16 protein-coding genes are annotated in these 15,962 nt (G+C 72.2%); 11 read left to right on the top strand and 5 right to left on the bottom strand.

Annotated elements, in window-relative coordinates:
- Positions 1 to 4 precede the first annotated feature (4 nt).
- From cbiE to cobC, 5 genes are read left to right on the top strand one after another with little or no spacing between them, the layout of a single operon-like run.
- Positions 5 to 1,261, top strand: coding sequence for a precorrin-6y C5,15-methyltransferase (decarboxylating) subunit CbiE (gene cbiE, locus ACFVYS_RS31415; protein WP_389507655.1), 1,257 nt, complete (start codon positions 5 to 7; stop codon positions 1,259 to 1,261).
- Complete coding sequence (cobJ, locus tag ACFVYS_RS31410) at positions 1,258 to 2,985, top strand: precorrin-3B C(17)-methyltransferase (RefSeq protein ID WP_389507538.1); 1,728 nt, start codon at positions 1,258 to 1,260, stop codon at positions 2,983 to 2,985. Before cbiE ends, cobJ begins: the two co-directional genes overlap by 4 nt.
- Complete coding sequence (locus ACFVYS_RS31405; RefSeq protein ID WP_389507536.1) at positions 2,982 to 3,584, top strand: precorrin-8X methylmutase; 603 nt, start codon at positions 2,982 to 2,984, stop codon at positions 3,582 to 3,584. The genes cobJ and ACFVYS_RS31405 overlap by 4 nt, the downstream gene beginning before the upstream one ends.
- Positions 3,581 to 4,510 carry a sirohydrochlorin chelatase gene (locus tag ACFVYS_RS31400; RefSeq protein WP_020130453.1) on the top strand — a complete coding sequence of 310 codons (930 nt, stop codon included), beginning with the start codon at positions 3,581 to 3,583 and terminating at the stop codon, positions 4,508 to 4,510. The genes ACFVYS_RS31405 and ACFVYS_RS31400 overlap by 4 nt, the downstream gene beginning before the upstream one ends.
- Complete coding sequence (gene cobC, locus ACFVYS_RS31395; RefSeq protein ID WP_389507534.1) at positions 4,500 to 5,597, top strand: Rv2231c family pyridoxal phosphate-dependent protein CobC; 1,098 nt, start codon at positions 4,500 to 4,502, stop codon at positions 5,595 to 5,597. The genes ACFVYS_RS31400 and cobC overlap by 11 nt, the downstream gene beginning before the upstream one ends.
- A 108-nt stretch (positions 5,598 to 5,705) precedes the next feature.
- Here the strand turns inward: cobC and ACFVYS_RS31390 are convergent, their stop codons facing one another.
- The 5 genes from ACFVYS_RS31390 to ACFVYS_RS31370 all read right to left on the bottom strand — a co-directional run bounded on the left by ACFVYS_RS31390 (position 5,706) and on the right by ACFVYS_RS31370 (position 10,499).
- On the bottom strand, positions 5,706 to 6,701 hold the full coding sequence (locus ACFVYS_RS31390; RefSeq protein ID WP_389507532.1) for an SCO1860 family LAETG-anchored protein: 996 nt from the start codon (positions 6,699 to 6,701) through the stop codon (positions 5,706 to 5,708).
- Positions 6,702 to 6,867: 166 nt separating this feature from the next.
- Entirely contained in the window at positions 6,868 to 7,959 is a 1,092-nt protein-coding gene (locus ACFVYS_RS31385; protein WP_389507530.1) for an amidohydrolase family protein, read from the bottom strand.
- Between the two features lie 14 nt (positions 7,960 to 7,973).
- Positions 7,974 to 8,801, bottom strand: coding sequence for an amino acid ABC transporter ATP-binding protein (locus ACFVYS_RS31380; RefSeq protein ID WP_389507528.1), 828 nt, complete (start codon positions 8,799 to 8,801; stop codon positions 7,974 to 7,976).
- The gene (locus ACFVYS_RS31375) at positions 8,798 to 9,631 is read right to left on the bottom strand and encodes an amino acid ABC transporter permease (protein WP_327182323.1); all 834 of its coding nucleotides are present in this window, start codon (positions 9,629 to 9,631) and stop codon (positions 8,798 to 8,800) included. Before ACFVYS_RS31375 ends, ACFVYS_RS31380 begins: the two co-directional genes overlap by 4 nt.
- Before the next feature lie 4 nt (positions 9,632 to 9,635).
- Complete coding sequence (locus tag ACFVYS_RS31370; protein WP_389507526.1) at positions 9,636 to 10,499, bottom strand: transporter substrate-binding domain-containing protein; 864 nt, start codon at positions 10,497 to 10,499, stop codon at positions 9,636 to 9,638.
- A gap of 183 nt (positions 10,500 to 10,682) precedes the next feature.
- On the opposite strand from ACFVYS_RS31370, the gene ACFVYS_RS31365 reads away from it, so the two are divergent.
- The 6 genes from ACFVYS_RS31365 (at position 10,683) to thpD (ending at position 15,900) form a co-directional block, all read left to right on the top strand.
- Complete coding sequence (locus tag ACFVYS_RS31365; protein WP_389507653.1) at positions 10,683 to 11,783, top strand: pyridoxal-phosphate-dependent aminotransferase family protein; 1,101 nt, start codon at positions 10,683 to 10,685, stop codon at positions 11,781 to 11,783.
- A gap of 113 nt (positions 11,784 to 11,896) precedes the next feature.
- Positions 11,897 to 12,424 (top strand): DinB family protein, encoded by a 528-nt coding sequence (locus tag ACFVYS_RS31360; protein ID WP_389507524.1) that lies wholly within the window; start codon positions 11,897 to 11,899, stop codon positions 12,422 to 12,424.
- A gap of 270 nt (positions 12,425 to 12,694) precedes the next feature.
- Entirely contained in the window at positions 12,695 to 13,201 is a 507-nt protein-coding gene (gene ectA, locus ACFVYS_RS31355) for a diaminobutyrate acetyltransferase (protein ID WP_389507523.1), read from the top strand.
- 60 nt (positions 13,202 to 13,261) lie between these two features.
- On the top strand, positions 13,262 to 14,533 hold the full coding sequence (gene ectB / locus ACFVYS_RS31350; protein WP_389507521.1) for a diaminobutyrate--2-oxoglutarate transaminase: 1,272 nt from the start codon (positions 13,262 to 13,264) through the stop codon (positions 14,531 to 14,533).
- 69 nt (positions 14,534 to 14,602) lie between these two features.
- Entirely contained in the window at positions 14,603 to 15,007 is a 405-nt protein-coding gene (locus ACFVYS_RS31345) for an ectoine synthase (protein WP_310436492.1), read from the top strand.
- A gap of 5 nt (positions 15,008 to 15,012) precedes the next feature.
- The gene (thpD, locus tag ACFVYS_RS31340) at positions 15,013 to 15,900 is read left to right on the top strand and encodes an ectoine hydroxylase (protein ID WP_362267104.1); all 888 of its coding nucleotides are present in this window, start codon (positions 15,013 to 15,015) and stop codon (positions 15,898 to 15,900) included.
- Positions 15,901 to 15,962 lie beyond the last annotated feature (62 nt).

The raw sequence follows: 15,962 nt of genomic DNA, 5'->3' as shown, positions 1-15,962 counted from the left end.
AGGGCTGATCACCGTCGTCGGTACGGGCACGGGGACGGCGCCCGGCGGGGAGGTCCTCGCCGGCGCCGAGCTCGTCGTGGGCGGACGGCGGCACCTGGAGGCCGCGGGGCTGCCCGCGTCGGTCGAGCGGATCGTGCTGGGTCCGCTCGCGCCGGCCCTCGACGCCATGGAGGAGTACGTCGGGAAGGACCGGCGGGTGGTCGTGCTGGCCTCCGGCGACCCCGGCTTCTTCGGGATCGTGCGGGCGCTGGCCGAACGCTTCGGCGCGCATCGCCTGGACGTACGGCCCGGTGTCTCCTCCGTGGCCACCGCCTTCGCGCGGCTCGGACTGACCTGGGACGACGCCGTCGTCGTGAGCGCGCACGGGCGGGATCCGCGGACGGCCGTCAACGTCTGCCGGGCACACCCGAAGGTCGCCGTCCTGACCGGGCCGGGCGCCGGGCCCGCCGAGCTGGGCGCCGCGCTCGCGCGCAGCGCGCCCGGCCGGGTGCTCGTCGTGGCCTCCGCGCTGGGCGACCCGGCGGGCGAGCGCGTGGAGCGCGTCTCCCCCGTCGAGGCCGCCGGACGGGACTGGGGTACGGCGGTGAGTGTCGTCCTGTGCCTCGACGAGACGCGGACGCTCGGTCCGGTACGGACGCTGGCCGGGCCCGGGGTCCGGCCCGCCGGGTGGGCGCTGGACGAGGGCGACTTCGCCCACCGCGACTCGATGATCACCAAGTTCGAGGTGCGGGCGCTGGCCCTGGCCCGGCTCGGGCCGCGCTCCGGCGACCTGGTCTGGGACGTGGGCTCCGGGTCGGGGTCCGTGGCCGTGGAGTGCGCGCGGCTCGGCGCCGCCGTCAGCGCCGTCGAGAAGGCGGCGGACGGGGTCGCCCGGATCCGCGCCAACGCCGAGGCGCACGGCGTCGACGTGCACGTGGTGCACGGCGGCGCGCCGGACGCGCTGGCCGGACTCGACGATCCCGACGCCGTGTTCGTCGGCGGTGGCGGGCGGGAGCTGCCCGACATCGTCCGCGCGTGTGCTCGGCGGGCCCGGCGGACCGTGGTCGTCGCGATGGCCGCGCTGGACCGGGTCCCGGCGGTGCGGGCCGCGCTCGGCGACGCCGGGTTCGACTGCGACGGTGTGCTGCTGCACTCCTCACGGCTCGCGCCGCTGCCGGGTGACGTGACCCGGCTGGCCGCGACCAATCCCGTTTTCCTGCTGTGGGGTGTCAGAGACGCCGTGGGCGCGCACCCTGTTCATCGAGAAGGAGTAGCCCTGTGATCGGCCTCATTTCCGCCACCGCGGCGGGGGCGGCGGCGCGCGACCGGCTGGCCGCGGCCTGGCCGGACCGCACGCGCGTGTACGACGGCCCGGTCGGGGACGCCGTCCGGCGGGCGTTCGCCGAGTGCGAGCAGCTCGTGTGCTTCCTGGCGACCGGGGCGGTCGTCCGGCTGGTCGCGCCCCTGCTGTCCGACAAGACGTCCGACCCGGGTGTGGTGTGCGTCGACGAGGCCGGGCGGTTCGCCGTCCCGGTGGTCGGCGGGCACGCCGGGGGAGCCAACGAACTCGCGCTGGCCGTCGGCGGGTTGCTGGGTGCGCAGCCGGTGGTGACCACGGCCACGGACGCCGTCGGCATCCCCGGTCTCGACACGCTCGGCCTTCCCGTGCAGGGCGATGTGGCCGGCGTGACGCGGGCCCTGCTGGACGGCGAGCCGGTCGCGCTGGCCGCCGAGGTGCCGTGGCCGCTGCCGCCGGTGCCGTTCGCGGAGCGGGGGTCGTACACCGTGCGGCTGACCGACCGTGCGGTCGAGCCCGGGGCCGGGGAGGTGCTGCTGCGTCCGCCGTCCCTCGTCGTCGGGGTCGGCGCGTCCCGGGGCGCCCCGGCCGAGGAGGTGCTCGACCTGGTGGCGGGTGCCCTGCGGGACGCGGGGCTGTCTCCCGCGAGCATCGCCGAGCTGGCCAGTGTCGACGCCAAGGCCGAGGAGCCGGGGATCGTCGAGGCGGCCCGGCGGCTCGGCGTGCCCGTGGTGACGTACTCCGCCGAGGAGTTGGCCGCCGTCGAGGTGCCGAACCCCTCGGACGCCCCCCTCACCGCCGTCGGCACACCGTCCGTCGCGGAGGCCGCCGCCCTGGTCGGCGGGGGCGAACTCCTCGTCCCCAAGCGGAAGTCGGAGCGCGCGGACGGGCGGCCCGCGATGGCCACCTGTGCCGTCGTACGGCGCCCCGCGCGCGGGCGGCTCGCGGTCGTCGGGCTCGGGCCGGGCGCCCGGGACCTGCTCACGCCGCGGGCGAAGGCGGAGCTGCGGCGCGCCTCGGTGCTCGTCGGCCTCGACCAGTACGTCGACCAGATCCGCGACCTGCTGCGGCCCGGCACCCGGATCCTGGAGTCGGGGCTCGGCGCCGAGGAGGAGCGGGCCCGGACGGCCGTCGAGGAGGCCCGGCGCGGGCAGAGCGTGGCGCTGATCGGCAGCGGGGACGCGGGCGTGTACGCGATGGCCTCCCCCGCGCTCGCCGAGGCGTCCGACGACATCGACGTGGTCGGGGTGCCGGGGGTGACCGCCGCGCTCGCGGCCGGTGCGATCCTCGGCGCGCCGCTGGGCCACGACCATGTGTCGATCAGCCTGTCCGATCTGCACACGCCGTGGGAGGTCATCGAGCGACGGGTGCGGGCGGCGGCCGAGGCGGACATCGTCGTCACCTTCTACAACCCCCGTTCCCGGGGCCGCGACTGGCAGCTCCCCAAGGCGCTCTCGATCCTCGCCGAGCACCGGGAGCCGACGACACCGGTGGGTGTCGTGCGCAACGCCTCGCGCCCGGACGGCACCGCCCGGCTGACGACGCTCACGGAACTCGACCCGGCCTGGGTCGACATGATGACGGTCGTGACCGTGGGCAACACGGCGACCCGGAACATCGCGGGGCGCATGGTGACGCCGCGCGGCTACCGCTGGCAGGAGAACTCCCCGGAAGGCTCCCGGGAAGGCTCTCAGGAGGGCGCCCTGTGAACCGTGTGGTCCATCCGATCGAGCAGGAGTCCTTCCGGCGGCTGCGTGCCCGCCTGGACACCTCGCACTTCGCACCGCTGAGCCGGGCGGTGGTGGAGCGGGTCATCCACTCCGCCGCCGATCTGGAGTACGCGACCGATCTCGTGCTGGACGAGGGCGAGTTGGCGAAGGGGCACACCGCGCTGCACGCCGGCGCGCCGGTCGTCGTCGACGTGGAGATGGTGGCCGCGGGGATCACCCGGCGGGAGACCGTCTGCCGTCTCAAGGACGCCATGTCCGGCCCCGGGCTGACCCGGTCCGCCCACGCGATCCGGCTGGCGTACGAGGAGGTCGGGCCCGGCGCCCTCTGGGTGATCGGCTGCGCGCCGACCGCCCTGGAGGAGCTGCTGACGCTGGACGCCTCCCCCGCGCTGGTCATCGGCCTGCCCGTCGGCTTCGTCGGGGCGGCCGAGTCGAAGGCCGCGCTCCGCGGGAGCGGACTGCCCGCCGTGAGCAACGTGTCCCAGAAGGGCGGGTCGGCGGTCGCCGCCGCCGCGCTCAACGCCCTGCTGTACACCCCCCTTTCGTCCCCCGCTTCGCCCTCCGAGGAGAAACAGTGACCACCCCGCCGCCCGCCCTGCTCATCGCCGGCCATGGCACCCGGGACGAAGCCGGAGCCGAGGCGTTCCGTGACTTCGTACGGGAGCTGGGCCGCCGCCACCCCGAACTGCCCGTCGCGGGCGGCTTCATCGAGCTGTCCCCGCCGCCGCTGGGCGAGGCGGTGACGGAGCTGGTGGAACGTGGCGTACGGCGGTTCGCCGCCGTTCCGCTGATGCTGGTGTCCGCCGGGCACGCCAAGGGCGACATCCCGGCGGCCCTGTCCCGCGAGAAGGAGCGGCACCCGGGGATCTCCTACACGTACGGGCGTCCGCTGGGCCCGCACCCGGCGCTGCTGCAGGTGCTGGAGCGGCGCCTCGACGAGGCGCTGGGCACCGGGGGCCGCACCCCCGAGGACCTGGCCGACGTGACCGTGCTGCTGGTCGGGCGCGGTTCGACGGACCCGGACGCCAACGCCGAGGTGTACAAGGCGGCGCGGCTGCTGTGGGAGGGACGCGGATACGCGGGTGTGGAGACCGCGTTCGTGTCGCTGGCCGCGCCGGACGTGCCGAGCGGGCTCGACCGGTGCGTGCGGCTGGGGGCGAAGCGGATCGTCGTGCTCCCCTACTTCCTGTTCACCGGGATCCTCCCCGAGCGGGTCCGCCACCAGACCGAGGGCTGGGCGGCCGCGCATCCGGAGGTCGAGGTGCGGTCGGCGGACGTCATCGGTCCCGAGCCGGAGCTGCTCGACCTGGTGATGGAGCGGTACGAGGAGGCCGTCAAGGGCGACCTGCGGATGAACTGCGACTCGTGCGTGTACCGGATCGCGCTGCCGGGCTTCGAGGACAAGGTGGGGACGCCGCAGCAGCCGCACTTCCACCCGGACGACGAGGGCCATCACCACGACGGCCACCACCATCACGGCCACGCGCACTCCCATGCGCACTGAGGGACCCGCCGAGGGGCCCGCAGAGGGTCACTCCGGCGGCCACGATCTGCGCCACCACGGGGACGCCGAGGTGCGCGACGACGGCTCGGCGCTCGTCGACCTCGCGGTGAACGTCCGCGCGGACACCCCTCCGCGCTGGCTGCGGGAGCGGGTCGCCGCGTCCCTGGGGAGCCTTGCGGCCTACCCGGACGGACGGGCCGCGCGGGCGGCGGTCGCGGCGCGGCACGGGCTGCCCGTCGAGCGGGTGCTGCTGACGGCGGGCGCCGCGGAGGCGTTCGTGCTGCTGGCACGGGCCCTGAAGGTGCGGCGGCCCGTCGTCGTGCACCCGCAGTTCACGGAGCCGGAGGCGGCGCTGCGGGACGCGGGACACAGCGTGGACCGGGTGGTGCTGCGCGCCGAGGACGGCTTCCGGCTGGACCCGGCGGCCGTCCCGGAGACGGCCGACCTGGTCGTCGTCGGCAACCCGACGAACCCCACGTCGGTGCTGCACCCGGCGGAGACGATCCGGCAGCTGGCCCGGCCCGGACGGACGCTGGTGGTCGACGAGGCGTTCATGGACGCGGTGCCGGGCGAGCGGGAGTCCCTCGCCGGACACACCGACGTGCCCGGCCTGGTGGTGCTGCGCAGCCTGACCAAGACCTGGGGGCTGGCCGGGCTGCGGATCGGCTATGTGCTCGCCGCGCCGGAGACCGTCGCCGACCTGGAGCGGGCCCAGCCGCTGTGGCCGGTGTCCACGCCGGCGCTGGTGGCGGCCGAGGCGTGCATGGGGGCACAGGCACTGGCGGAGGCCGCCCACGCCGCCCACCGCGTCGCCGCGGACCGGGCCCATCTCGTGGCCGGACTGGAGGAGTTCGCCGTCGAGGGGGTGCGGGTCGTGGGGCCCGCGGAGGGGCCGTTCGTCCTGGTGCGGCTGCCCGGGGCCGACGCCGTCCGCCGGCGGCTGCGCACCCTGGGGTTCGCGGTCCGGCGCGGGGACACCTTCCCGGGGCTGGACGAGGAGTGGCTGCGGCTGGCGGTACGGAACCGGGCGACGGTGAACCGTTTCCTCCAGGCACTGGACCAGGCCTTGGCCCTGACCCGGGGATGAGCGCGGGGTACGGACCCGGGTGGGACGTCCCGGCTCCGTACCCCCCTGCTCCGTACCTCTTGCTCCGTACGTCTTGCTCCGTACCCCTTTGTTCCTTGCTCCGTGCGGTCAGCCGCGGCGGCGGGCCAGGACCACCGCTCCCCCGCCCGCCACCAGCAGCGCCGCCGCGCCACCCGCGATGTACGGGGTCGTCGAACCGCCGCCGGTCCGGGCCAGGTCCGCCTGGGCGGGCGCGCCCTGTGCCTTGACGTCACCGGCCGGGGCGACGCTCGGCGCGGCGGCCTGCCCCTCGCCCTGGTCCTGCTCCAGTTCCTCGCCCTGGCCCTGCGCCTCGCTCGAGTCCTGTTCCTCGCCCTGGTCCTGCTCCCGCTCCTGCCCGGCGGGCGCTTCGCAGGTGGCCTTCGCGAGGGTCAGGGTGCCCGTCACCTCGGCGACGTTGAGGCTCAACGGGTCGACGGAGACAGTGAGTTCGAGGGCGGTGGCGGCGGCCGTGCGGGAGGTGGTCTCGCGCTTCGACAGGTCCAGGCGGACTTCGCCCACGCCCGGCACCTTCACGTCCGTCGTGCCGCCCGTGCTGACCGACACCTTCTTGCCCAGGACCGTCACCGAGCCGAGCAGGTTGGAGACGGCGACCGGGGTCTTCCCGGCCTCGCAGGTCGCCCTGGAGGTGACCGTGCCGACCTCGACGAGGGAGAGCAGGGGGAGGCCGGGGACGTGCAGCTTGGCGTGGGCGAGGCGGGTGGACGCCTCGGCCCCGGCGCCGTCGACGGTCGCCTTCGCCTCGGCGACGTCCGCGCGCAGGACGCTGAAGGGCTTTCCGCCGTCGACGCCCTTCAACTCGGCCGACAACGCGGTCTTCTCGGCGCTGTGCGGAGCCTGCACCTCGTTGAGGGAGACGGCGAGCGGGATGTCGACGCTCTTGTCGAGCAGGGAGACGTCGAGGCCGGTGCGCAGGACGGACGCGCTCGCCCGGCCCTGGCCGGACGTCGCGTGGGCGGTGCCCGCGCCGGCCAGGGCCGCGGGACCCGCGGCCAGGGCCGTCATCGCGACGACGGTCGCGGCGCGCCGGGCGCATGCGGGCAGCGGGAAGTTGTTGCCGTTCAAGGGTGGGACCCCCAGAAGAGAAATGCTTCGGGACCCCGCAAGAATCACGTACGAGGGGTGAACGGTCAGCAGGGTGACGCGAGTTCACTCCAACGTGAGTTTTCCGTGCGTGTCTTCGAATCCATCGGCACGCACGTTCTCCACGACTCCCCGCGGCACGGCGCTCTCAGCTCACCACCGCGCCGTTGAGTACCACCCGGCGCGGTGCCGCCAGCACCCGTACGTCGGCACGCGGGTCGCTCTCGTAGACCACCAGATCCGCCGGAGCGCCCTCGACCAGGCCGGGGCGTCCGAGCCACTCGCGCGCGCCCCAGGTCGTCGCCGAGAGCGCCGCCAGCGGCGGGATGCCCGCCGTCACCAGTTCCGCGACCTCCGCGGCCACCAGACCGTGCGGCAGCGTCCCGCCGGCGTCCGTGCCGACGAAGACCGGGATGCCGGCGTCGTAGGCGGAACGGACGGTGTCGTAACGGCGTTCGTGGAGCCGGCGCATATGGGCCGACCAGCGCGGGAACCTGGACTCGCCGCCGGCGGCCAGGTCCGGGAAGGTGGCGATGTTGACGAGGGTCGGCACGATCGCCACGCCGCGTGACGCGAACAGCGGGATCAGCTCGTCGGTGAGGCCCGTCGCGTGCTCGACACAGTCGATGCCCGACTCGACGAGGTCGCGGAGCGAGCTCTCGGCGAAGCAGTGCGCCGTCACCCGCGCGCCCAGGCGGTGGGCCTCCGCGATGGCCGCCTCGGCCGCCTCCCGCGGCCAGCTGGGGGCCAGGTCGCCCACCTCGCGGTCGATCCAGTCGCCGACCAGCTTGACCCAGCCGTCGCCGCGACGGGCCTCCCGCGCGACGTACGCGACCAGGTCCTCGGGCTCGATCTCGTGCGCGTAGCCGCGGATGTAGCGGCGGGTACGGGCGATGTGCCGGCCCGCCCGGATGATCTTCGGGAGGTCCTCGCGGTCGTCGACCCAGCGGGTGTCCGAGGGCGAGCCGGCGTCGCGGATCAGCAGGGCGCCCGCCTCGCGGTCGGTCAGCGCCTGCTTCTCGGCGACGTCCGTGTCCACGGGGCCGTGCGCGCCCAGACCCACATGGCAGTGGGCGTCGACCAGACCGGGCAGCGCCCAGCCCTCGACCGTGCGCACGTCGCGGGCGCCGACGGGACGGTCGTAGGAGATCCGGCCGTCGACGACCCACAACCCGTCGCGGACTTCGTCGGATCCGGTCAGGATCCGCCCCTTCACGTGCAGCACCGCGCGATCGCTCATGCAGTGCACCCTAGCTACTGCTCCGGGTCGCCCTTCCGGTCACCCGCCCGGCCGCCCGCCTGGCCGGAGGCGCCCTCGCCCGCGTCGGCCAGCTCGGCCATCGCCGGGTCGAGGAGACGGGAGAGGAAGTGCCGGGTGCGCTCGTGGCTGGGGTTCCCGATCACCTCGGCCGGGGTGCCGTCCTCCACGATCACCCCGCCGTCCATGAAGACGACCCGGTCGGCGACCTCGCGGGCGAAGGTCATCTCGTGGGTGACGACCATCATCGTCATGCCCTCGTCGGCCAGCATCCGCATGACCGCGAGGACGTCGCCGACCAGCTCCGGGTCGAGCGCCGACGTCGGCTCGTCGAACAGCATCACCTCGGGCCCCATCGCCAGCGCGCGGGCGATCGCGACGCGCTGCTGCTGGCCGCCGGAGAGGGAGGCGGGGTAGGCGTCCGCCTTCTCCGACAGGCCCACCCGCTCCAGGTTCTCGGCGGCCACCTTCGCCGCCGCCGACTTGCCGCGCCGGAGCACCCGGCGCTGCGGCAGCGTGAGGTTCTCGGTCACCGACAGGTGCGGGAAGAGGTTGAACTGCTGGAAGACCATCCCGATACGGCGGCGGACGGCGTCGATGTCGACGTCGGGGTCGGTGAGCTCGGTACCGCCCACGAAGACCTGGCCCTTGGTGGGCTCCTCCAGCAGGTTCACACAGCGCAGCAGCGTCGACTTGCCAGAGCCGGACGGGCCGATCACACAGACGACCTCGCCCTGGCCGATCTCCAGGTCGATGCCGCGCAGCACCTCGTTGGTGCCGAACGACTTGTGCAGGTCGCGGACTTCGATCTCCGGTCGGCTCATTTCACGGCCTCCTGGGCCTTGGCCTCCATGCGCCGCACGACGAAGCCGAGCGGGATGGTCACCAGCAGGTAGCACAGGCCGGCGACCAGGATCGGCGTGGAGTTGGCGGTCGTGCTGGCCAGGTCACGGCCGTACTTGGACAGTTCGCGCTCCTCCAGCGTCACCCCGAGGAGCAGCACCAGGGAGGAGTCCTTGAAGAGCATGATCAGCTCGTTGGTGAGCGGCGGGAGGATGATCCGGAACGCCTGCGGGATGATGACCGAGACCATCGCGCGGGCCGGCGAGAAGCCCAGCGACCGGGCCGCCTCCAGCTGTCCCTTGGGCACGGCCTGGATGCCCGCGCGGAACGTCTCCGCCATGTACGCGGCCCCGATCAGGCCGAGCCCGAGGGCCGCCTTGCCGTAGGTGCCGCCGACGATCTCCGTGCCGGGGAAGGCCAGCGGCACGGCCACGCCGATGAAGACGAAGATCAGCAGGGCGGGCAGACCGCGGAAGATCTCGATGTAGACACCGGCCAGCCAGCGGTACGGGCCCACGGAGGACAGCCGCATCAGGGCGATGACCAGACCGAGCACCAGGCCGAGGACGAAGCCGGACGCCGTGTACAGCACGGTGTTCTTCAGCGCCAGCGTGATGACGTCCGGGAACATCTCCTTCGCGATGTCCCACTGGGCGAACTGGTTCTTCAGCCGGCCCCAGTCCGCCGTGACCGCGAAGACGATCACGGCGGCGACGAACACGACGTACTGCGCGCCGCGCGAGAGGCTGCGCTTCTGCCGCCGGGTCAGGCCCTTCTTCTTCGGTTGGAGTCGTACGTCGCTGTCGGCCATGGGGTCAGGAGCCCGAGGCGGCGGCCGACGGGGACGCGGCCGACTCGTCGTACGGGCCGATCCACTTCTCGTACAGCTTCTTGTAGGTGCCGTCGGCCTTCGCGTCCGCCAGCGCCTTGTTGATCGCGGCGACCAGCTTGGCGTTGCCCTTCTTCACCGTGAAGCCGTACTGCTCACCGGTGTTGAGGTTGTCGACGACCTTGAAGGCGTCGGCGTTGGCCTTGTCCTTCAGCCAGCCCTGGACGACCGGGAAGTCGATGATGACGGCCTTGACCTGGCCGGTGCGCAGACCGTTGAGGACGGCGTCGGAGGACTCGAAGGAGACCGGGTCGAAGCCCTGCTTCTTGGCGTAGTCCTCGCCGGTGGTCTGCGCCTGGGCGCCGAGCTTGACGTCCTTGGACTTCACGTCGGCGAGCGAGGTGACGCCCGCGCCCTTGTCGACCAGGACGGCCTGGGTGGCCTCGAAGTACGGGTCGGAGAAGTCGACGTTCTTCTTGCGCTCGTCGGTGATGGTCATGCCGGCCGCGGCGAGGTCGCACTCGCCGGAGTTGAGGAAGGCGCCGGTCTTGAAGTTCTCGAACGGCGTGTCGAGGATCTCCTGCTTCACGCCCAGGTTCTTGGCGGCCAGGTCGATCAGCGAGACGTCGAAGCCCTGCACCTTGCCGTCGATCTCCGACTGGAAGGGCGGGTAGGGCAGGTGGGTGCAGGTGGTGAGCTGGCCCGCCTTGACGAGCTCGACCCCGCCGGCGGCGGTCCTGGAGCCGCTGCCGCCGTCATCGGTGGAGGTGCAGGCGGCGAGGAGCATCAGCCCGGCCGTCACGGTGGTGGCGGCCAGGACGCGGGTGCGGCGGCCGGGGAGGGTGTTCACGGCGGGCCTTCCTGTAAGGGAACTATGGGTTCCGATTATAAGGAGAAGTTTGAGGCTCTCAAATCAAACCGATGGTTACGGAGCCGTGCGGCCTGCGAAGTCACCGGTGGGGAGGGCGGGGAGGGTGGGGTACGCGCCGGTTAGTCTCGTCACCTCTACCCCGTGAGCGAAGAGAGCACCGCCGTGACACACCCGTTCCTGGACCTCGCCCCGCTGAGTGCCGCACACTTCGCCTCGATCGAGGACCGGGTGGCGCGGCTGCTGGACACCCGGCAGGACGTCGTGATCATGCAGGGCGAGGCACTGCTGCCGCTGGAGGGCGCGATCCGCGGTACGGCCGGTCCGGGCACGACCGCGCTCAACGTGATCACCGGCCCGTACGGGCAGACCTTCGGGGACTGGCTGCGGGACTGCGGCGCCACGGTGATCGACCTGGCGGTGCCCTTCCACACGGCGGTGACGGCCGCGCAGATCCGGGAGGCGTTCGCCGAGCACCCCGATATCGACTTCGTGTCGCTGGTGCACGCGGAGGCGGCGACCGGCAACACCAACCCGGTCGCGGAGATCGGCGAGGTGGTGCGGGAGCACGGTGCGCTGTTCTACCTGGACGCGGTCGCCTCGATCGGCGCGGAGCCGGTGCTGCCGGACGCGTGGGGCGTGGACCTGTGTGTGATCGGCGCGCAGAAGGCGATGGGCGGCCCGGCGGGCGTGTCGGCGGTGTCGGTGAGCGAGCGGGCCTGGGCGCGGATGGCCGCGAACCCGAAGGCGCCGCGCCGGTCGTACCTGTCCCTGCTGGACTGGAAGGAGCGCTGGGTCGACGGCGGTCGCAAGGCGCTGCTGCACGCGCCCGCGCAGCTGGAGATGCTGGCACTGGAGGCGTGTGTCGAGCGGATCGAGGCGGAGCGGCCGGAGACGGTGATGGCCCGGCACGCGTCCGCCGCCGCCGCGACGCGCGCCGGTGCGCAGGCACTGGGCGGCGGGCTGGAGCCGTACGTGCGCGACGCGGCGGAGGCGGCGCCCGTCGCCACGACGCTGCGCACCCCGCCGGGGGTGGTGGCGTCGGAGCTGGTGGCGCGGGCGCTGGCGAGCGACCCGGAGCTGCCGCTGGCCGCGGGTGGGGGCGCGCTGGCCAAGGAGATGATCCGGGTCAACCACTACGGGGGCGACGCGACCGTCGGCGTGGTGCAGGGATGCCTGGCGGCGCTGGGTGCCGCGCTGGCGGAGAAGGGGCTGGACGTCGATCTGGAAGGGGCCCGGCGAGCCGTGGAGGACGCCTGGCGGTAGACGTCCTCCACGGCCCGGAGTCGGTTCGCCGTCGCCGTCGGCCCGCCGCCGGTTCGCCTTCGGACGGGACCGGCGGAGCCTCGCTGTCGGTGCCGCCTGTCATGCTGCCCCGCATGACCTCCGACACTCCCCTCATCCTTCCCGACGGCCGACCGGTGCCCCTGCTGACCGGTGACGAACTCCCCATGCTGGAGAGCTGGTTGGCGTTCCACCGGGCCACGCTCGAGCTGAAGTGCGCGGGGCTGGACGACGAGCAGCTGCGGCAACCGGCGGCCGAACCGTCCGAGTTGACCCTGCTCGGTCTCGTCCAGCATCTCGCCGAGGTCGAACGCAACTGGTTCCAGCGGGCGTTCGCCGGACTGGAGGTGCCGCCCGTCTTCGAGGAGAGGACCGGGTACGCCCTCGACGCCGGGCGGGGCCTCGACGAGGCGCTGGCCGCCTGGCGGCGGGAGATCGCGCGCGGACGTGAGCTGATCGCCGGGCGGCCGCTCGATGCCACCGGGCGGATCGCCGACGGGCCGATGGCCGGGCTCGAGGTCAGCCTGCGCTGGGTGCTGATCCACATGATCGAGGAGTACGCCCGGCACAACGGCCACGCGGACATTATCCGGGAGCGTATCGACGGGGTTACCGGAGCCTGAATACAAGGTAATTCGCGAATTCCCGTCGATCCCTTTCCCCGCCTTTTCATCAGCGATAGCTTTCCTGAGTTCTTCTGCCCCGATTCCCCACACCTAAACGCGGGAAATTTCAGGCAGATTTCGAGTGCGTGACGCATTGCACAAGCGAAGCGTTATGTCCTTTTCGCGCGGTACAAAAAGGGATGAAACGGCGATCTGTCCCAGTGGCATCACCGAATCACCACGGCCTCTCCATGCGTTATTGAATTTCCCTGGGTAAGTTCAATCCGCATGACTGCCGCACAATCAGACCTACGTATCGACAGCCCGTCGGTGGAAGACGGCGCAGCGCTCTGGCGTCTCGCGAAGGAATCCGGGACGCTCGACCTGAACTCGTCCTACAGCTATCTGCTGTGGTGTCGCGACTTCGCCGCCACCTCGGCGGTGGCCCGCGCGGAGGGCGGCGAGCCGGTCGGGTTCGTCACCGGGTACGTCCGGCCGGAGGACCCGGGGACCCTGCTGGTCTGGCAGGTGGCCGTCGACGCCGCGCACCGTGGTCGCGGCCTCGCCGCCGCCCTGCTGGACGGGCTGACCGCACGGGTCGCCGCCGAACGCCCGCTCACCGCCGTGGAGACCACGATCACGCCGGGCAACACCGCCTCCGAGCGGCTGTTCACCTCGTTCGCCGACCGGCACGGAGCGACCGTCACCCGTGAGGTGCTGTTCGACTCCGGTCTGTTCCCCGACGGCCCGCACGATCCCGAGGTCCTGTACCGGATCGGCCCCCTCGCCTTCTGACCCGCCTGCCCCGCCCAGCCCGCCTCTCCTTCCGACCCCCACTCCGAGGAGCGTTTCGTCGTGACCATCACCCAGCCCGACCTCAGCGTGTTCGAGACCCTCGAGTCCGAGGTGCGCAGCTACTGCCGCAGCTGGCCCGCGGTCTTCGACCGCGCGCAGGGCAGCCGTATGTACGACGAGGACGGTCACCGCTACCTGGACTTCTTCGCCGGCGCCGGATCCCTCAACTACGGTCACAACAACCCCGTGCTGAAACGGGCGTTGATCGACTATCTGATGCGGGACGGCGTCACGCACGGGCTCGACATGTCGACCGTGGCCAAGCGGACCTTCCTCCAGACCTTCCAGGATCTGGTGCTGCGACCGCGTGACCTGCCCTACAAGGTCATGTTCCCGGGCCCGACCGGCACCAACGCCGTGGAGTCGGCCCTGAAGCTGGCGCGGAAGGTGAAGGGACGCGAGGCCATCGTGTCGTTCACCAACGCCTTCCACGGGATGTCCCTCGGATCGCTCGCCGTGACCGGCAACGCCTTCAAGCGGGCCGGTGCCGGGGTACCGCTGGTGCACGGCACGCCCATGCCGTTCGACAACTACTTCGAGGGTCAGGTCCCCGACTTCCTGTGGTTCGAGCGGCTGCTCGAGGACCAGGGGTCCGGGCTCAACAAGCCCGCCGCCGTGATCGTCGAGACCGTGCAGGGCGAGGGCGGCATCAACGTCGCGCGTCCGGAGTGGCTGCGGGCGCTCAAGGACCTGTGCGAGCGCCAGGACATGCTGCTGATCGTCGACGACATCCAGATGGGATGCGGGCGCACCGGGGCCTTCTTCTCCTTCGAGGAGGCCGGGATCGTCCCGGACATCGTGACCGTCTCCAAGTCGATCAGCGGCTATGGACTGCCCATGTCGCTCTGCCTGTTCAAGCCCGAGCTGGACGTGTGGGAGCCGGGTGAGCACAACGGCACCTTCCGCGGCAACAACCCGGCCTTCGTCACCGCCACCGCCGCCCTGGAGACGTACTGGGCCGACGGGTCCGCGATGGAGAAGCAGACCCGGGCGCGGGGCGAACAGATCGAGCAGGGGCTCATCTCGATCACCGAGGAGAACCTCGCCGACGTCAAGGAGTACCGGGGCCGCGGTCTGGTGTGGGGCCTGGAGTTCCACGAGAAGGCGCGGGCCGGGCGGGTCGCGAAGCGGGCCTTCGAGCTCGGGCTGCTGATCGAGACGTCCGGTCCGGAGAGCGAGGTCGTCAAACTGCTGCCGGCCCTGACCATCACCCCCGAGGAACTGGACGAGGGCCTCAGTGTCATCGCCCGCGCCGTACGGGAAACCGTCTGACGCCCTCGGTCCCCGTATCCCCAGCTGTATCCCTGCCTGTATCCCCTACCTAGGAGGCATCGCACCACCGTGATCGTCCGTTCGTTCAAGGACATCGAAGGCACCGACCGGCATGTGCGGGCGGCGTCCGGCACCTGGGAGAGCAAGCGCATCGTGCTCGCCCAGGAACGGGTCGGGTTCTCGCTGCACGAAACGATTCTGTACGCGGGTACCGAGACGTCGATGTGGTACGCGAACCACGTCGAGGCCGTCGTCTGCGTCGAGGGCGCTGCCGAACTGACCGACCACGAGACCGGGCGGACGCACAGCATCACGCCCGGCACCATGTACCTCCTCGACGGGCACGAGCGGCACACGCTGCGCGTCAAGGAGGACTTCCGCTGCATCTGCGTGTTCAACCCGCCCGTCACGGGTCGGGAGGACCACGACGAGAACGGCGTGTACCCCCTGCTGACCGAGCCCGAGGAGGTGTAAGCATCGTGACCACCCTCACCGATCTCTACCCCACCCGTGGCACCACCGAGGTGTCCGTCCCCCGTCAGGATCCCGTCGTCTGGGGCTCCCCCGACACCCCGGGCCCGATCCCGGCGGCCGGCCTCCAGGAGTACGAGCGCGACGGCTTCCTGGCCGTCGACCAGCTGATCAGCGACGACGAGGTCACCGTCTGCCGACGGGAGCTGGAGCGGCTGGTCGCCGACCCGGAGATCCGGGCCGACGGACGGTCGATCGTCGAGCCGAAGTCCAAGGAGATCCGCTCGGTCTTCGAGGTGCACAAGCTCAGTCCCGTGTTCGCCGCGCTGGTCCGCGACGAGCGGGTCGTGGGGCGGGCCCGGCAGATCCTGGGCTCGGACGTGTACGTGCACCAGTCGCGGATCAACGTCAAGCCGGGCTTCGGGGCCGGGGGTTTCTACTGGCACTCCGACTTCGAGACCTGGCACGCCGAGGACGGTCTGCCGAACATGCGGACGGTGTCCGTGTCGATCGCGCTGACCGAGAACCTCGACACCAACGGCGGGCTCATGATCATGCCGGGCTCGCACCGGACGTTCCTCGGCTGCGCCGGGGCGACGCCCGAGGACAACTACAAGAAGTCGCTCCAGATGCAGGACGCGGGCACCCCCTCGGACGAGGCGCTGACCGCTATGGCCGGCGACTACGGCATCAAGTTGTTCACGGGCAAGGCCGGTTCGGCGACCTGGTTCGACTGCAACTGCATGCACGGGTCCGGCGACAACATCACGCCGTTCCCGCGCAGCAACGTGTTCATCGTGTTCAACAGCGTGGAGAACACGGCCGTGGAGCCGTTCGCGGCGCCGGTCCGCCGGCCGGAGTACATCGGCGCGCGGGACTTCACCCCCGTGCGGTGAACCGTCCTCCCCCGCCGGCCGCGTCGGCAGGCCCGGACGCCCCCACCCGGATCGGGTGGGGG

Source organism: Streptomyces sp. NPDC058295, assembly GCF_042880655.1.
Classification (GTDB): domain Bacteria; phylum Actinomycetota; class Actinomycetes; order Streptomycetales; family Streptomycetaceae; genus Streptomyces; species Streptomyces coriariae.
The sequence above is the reverse complement of the archived record's forward strand: the minus strand, read 5'-3'. Positions and strand labels throughout refer to the sequence as shown.

What these genes read in the sequence shown, in the direction of transcription:
- cobC (WP_389507534.1), top strand. Translation starts at nt 4,500, where the DNA reads ATGCGCACTGAGGGACCCGCCGAGGGGCCCGCAGAGGGTCACTCCGGC.
- ACFVYS_RS31385 (WP_389507530.1), bottom strand. Translation starts at nt 7,959, where the DNA reads ATGAGCGATCGCGCGGTGCTGCACGTGAAGGGGCGGATCCTGACCGGA.
- ACFVYS_RS31380 (WP_389507528.1), bottom strand. Translation starts at nt 8,801, where the DNA reads ATGAGCCGACCGGAGATCGAAGTCCGCGACCTGCACAAGTCGTTCGGC.
- ACFVYS_RS31375 (WP_327182323.1), bottom strand. Translation starts at nt 9,631, where the DNA reads ATGGCCGACAGCGACGTACGACTCCAACCGAAGAAGAAGGGCCTGACC.
- ACFVYS_RS31360 (WP_389507524.1), top strand. Translation starts at nt 11,897, where the DNA reads ATGACCTCCGACACTCCCCTCATCCTTCCCGACGGCCGACCGGTGCCC.
- ectA (WP_389507523.1), top strand. Translation starts at nt 12,695, where the DNA reads ATGACTGCCGCACAATCAGACCTACGTATCGACAGCCCGTCGGTGGAA.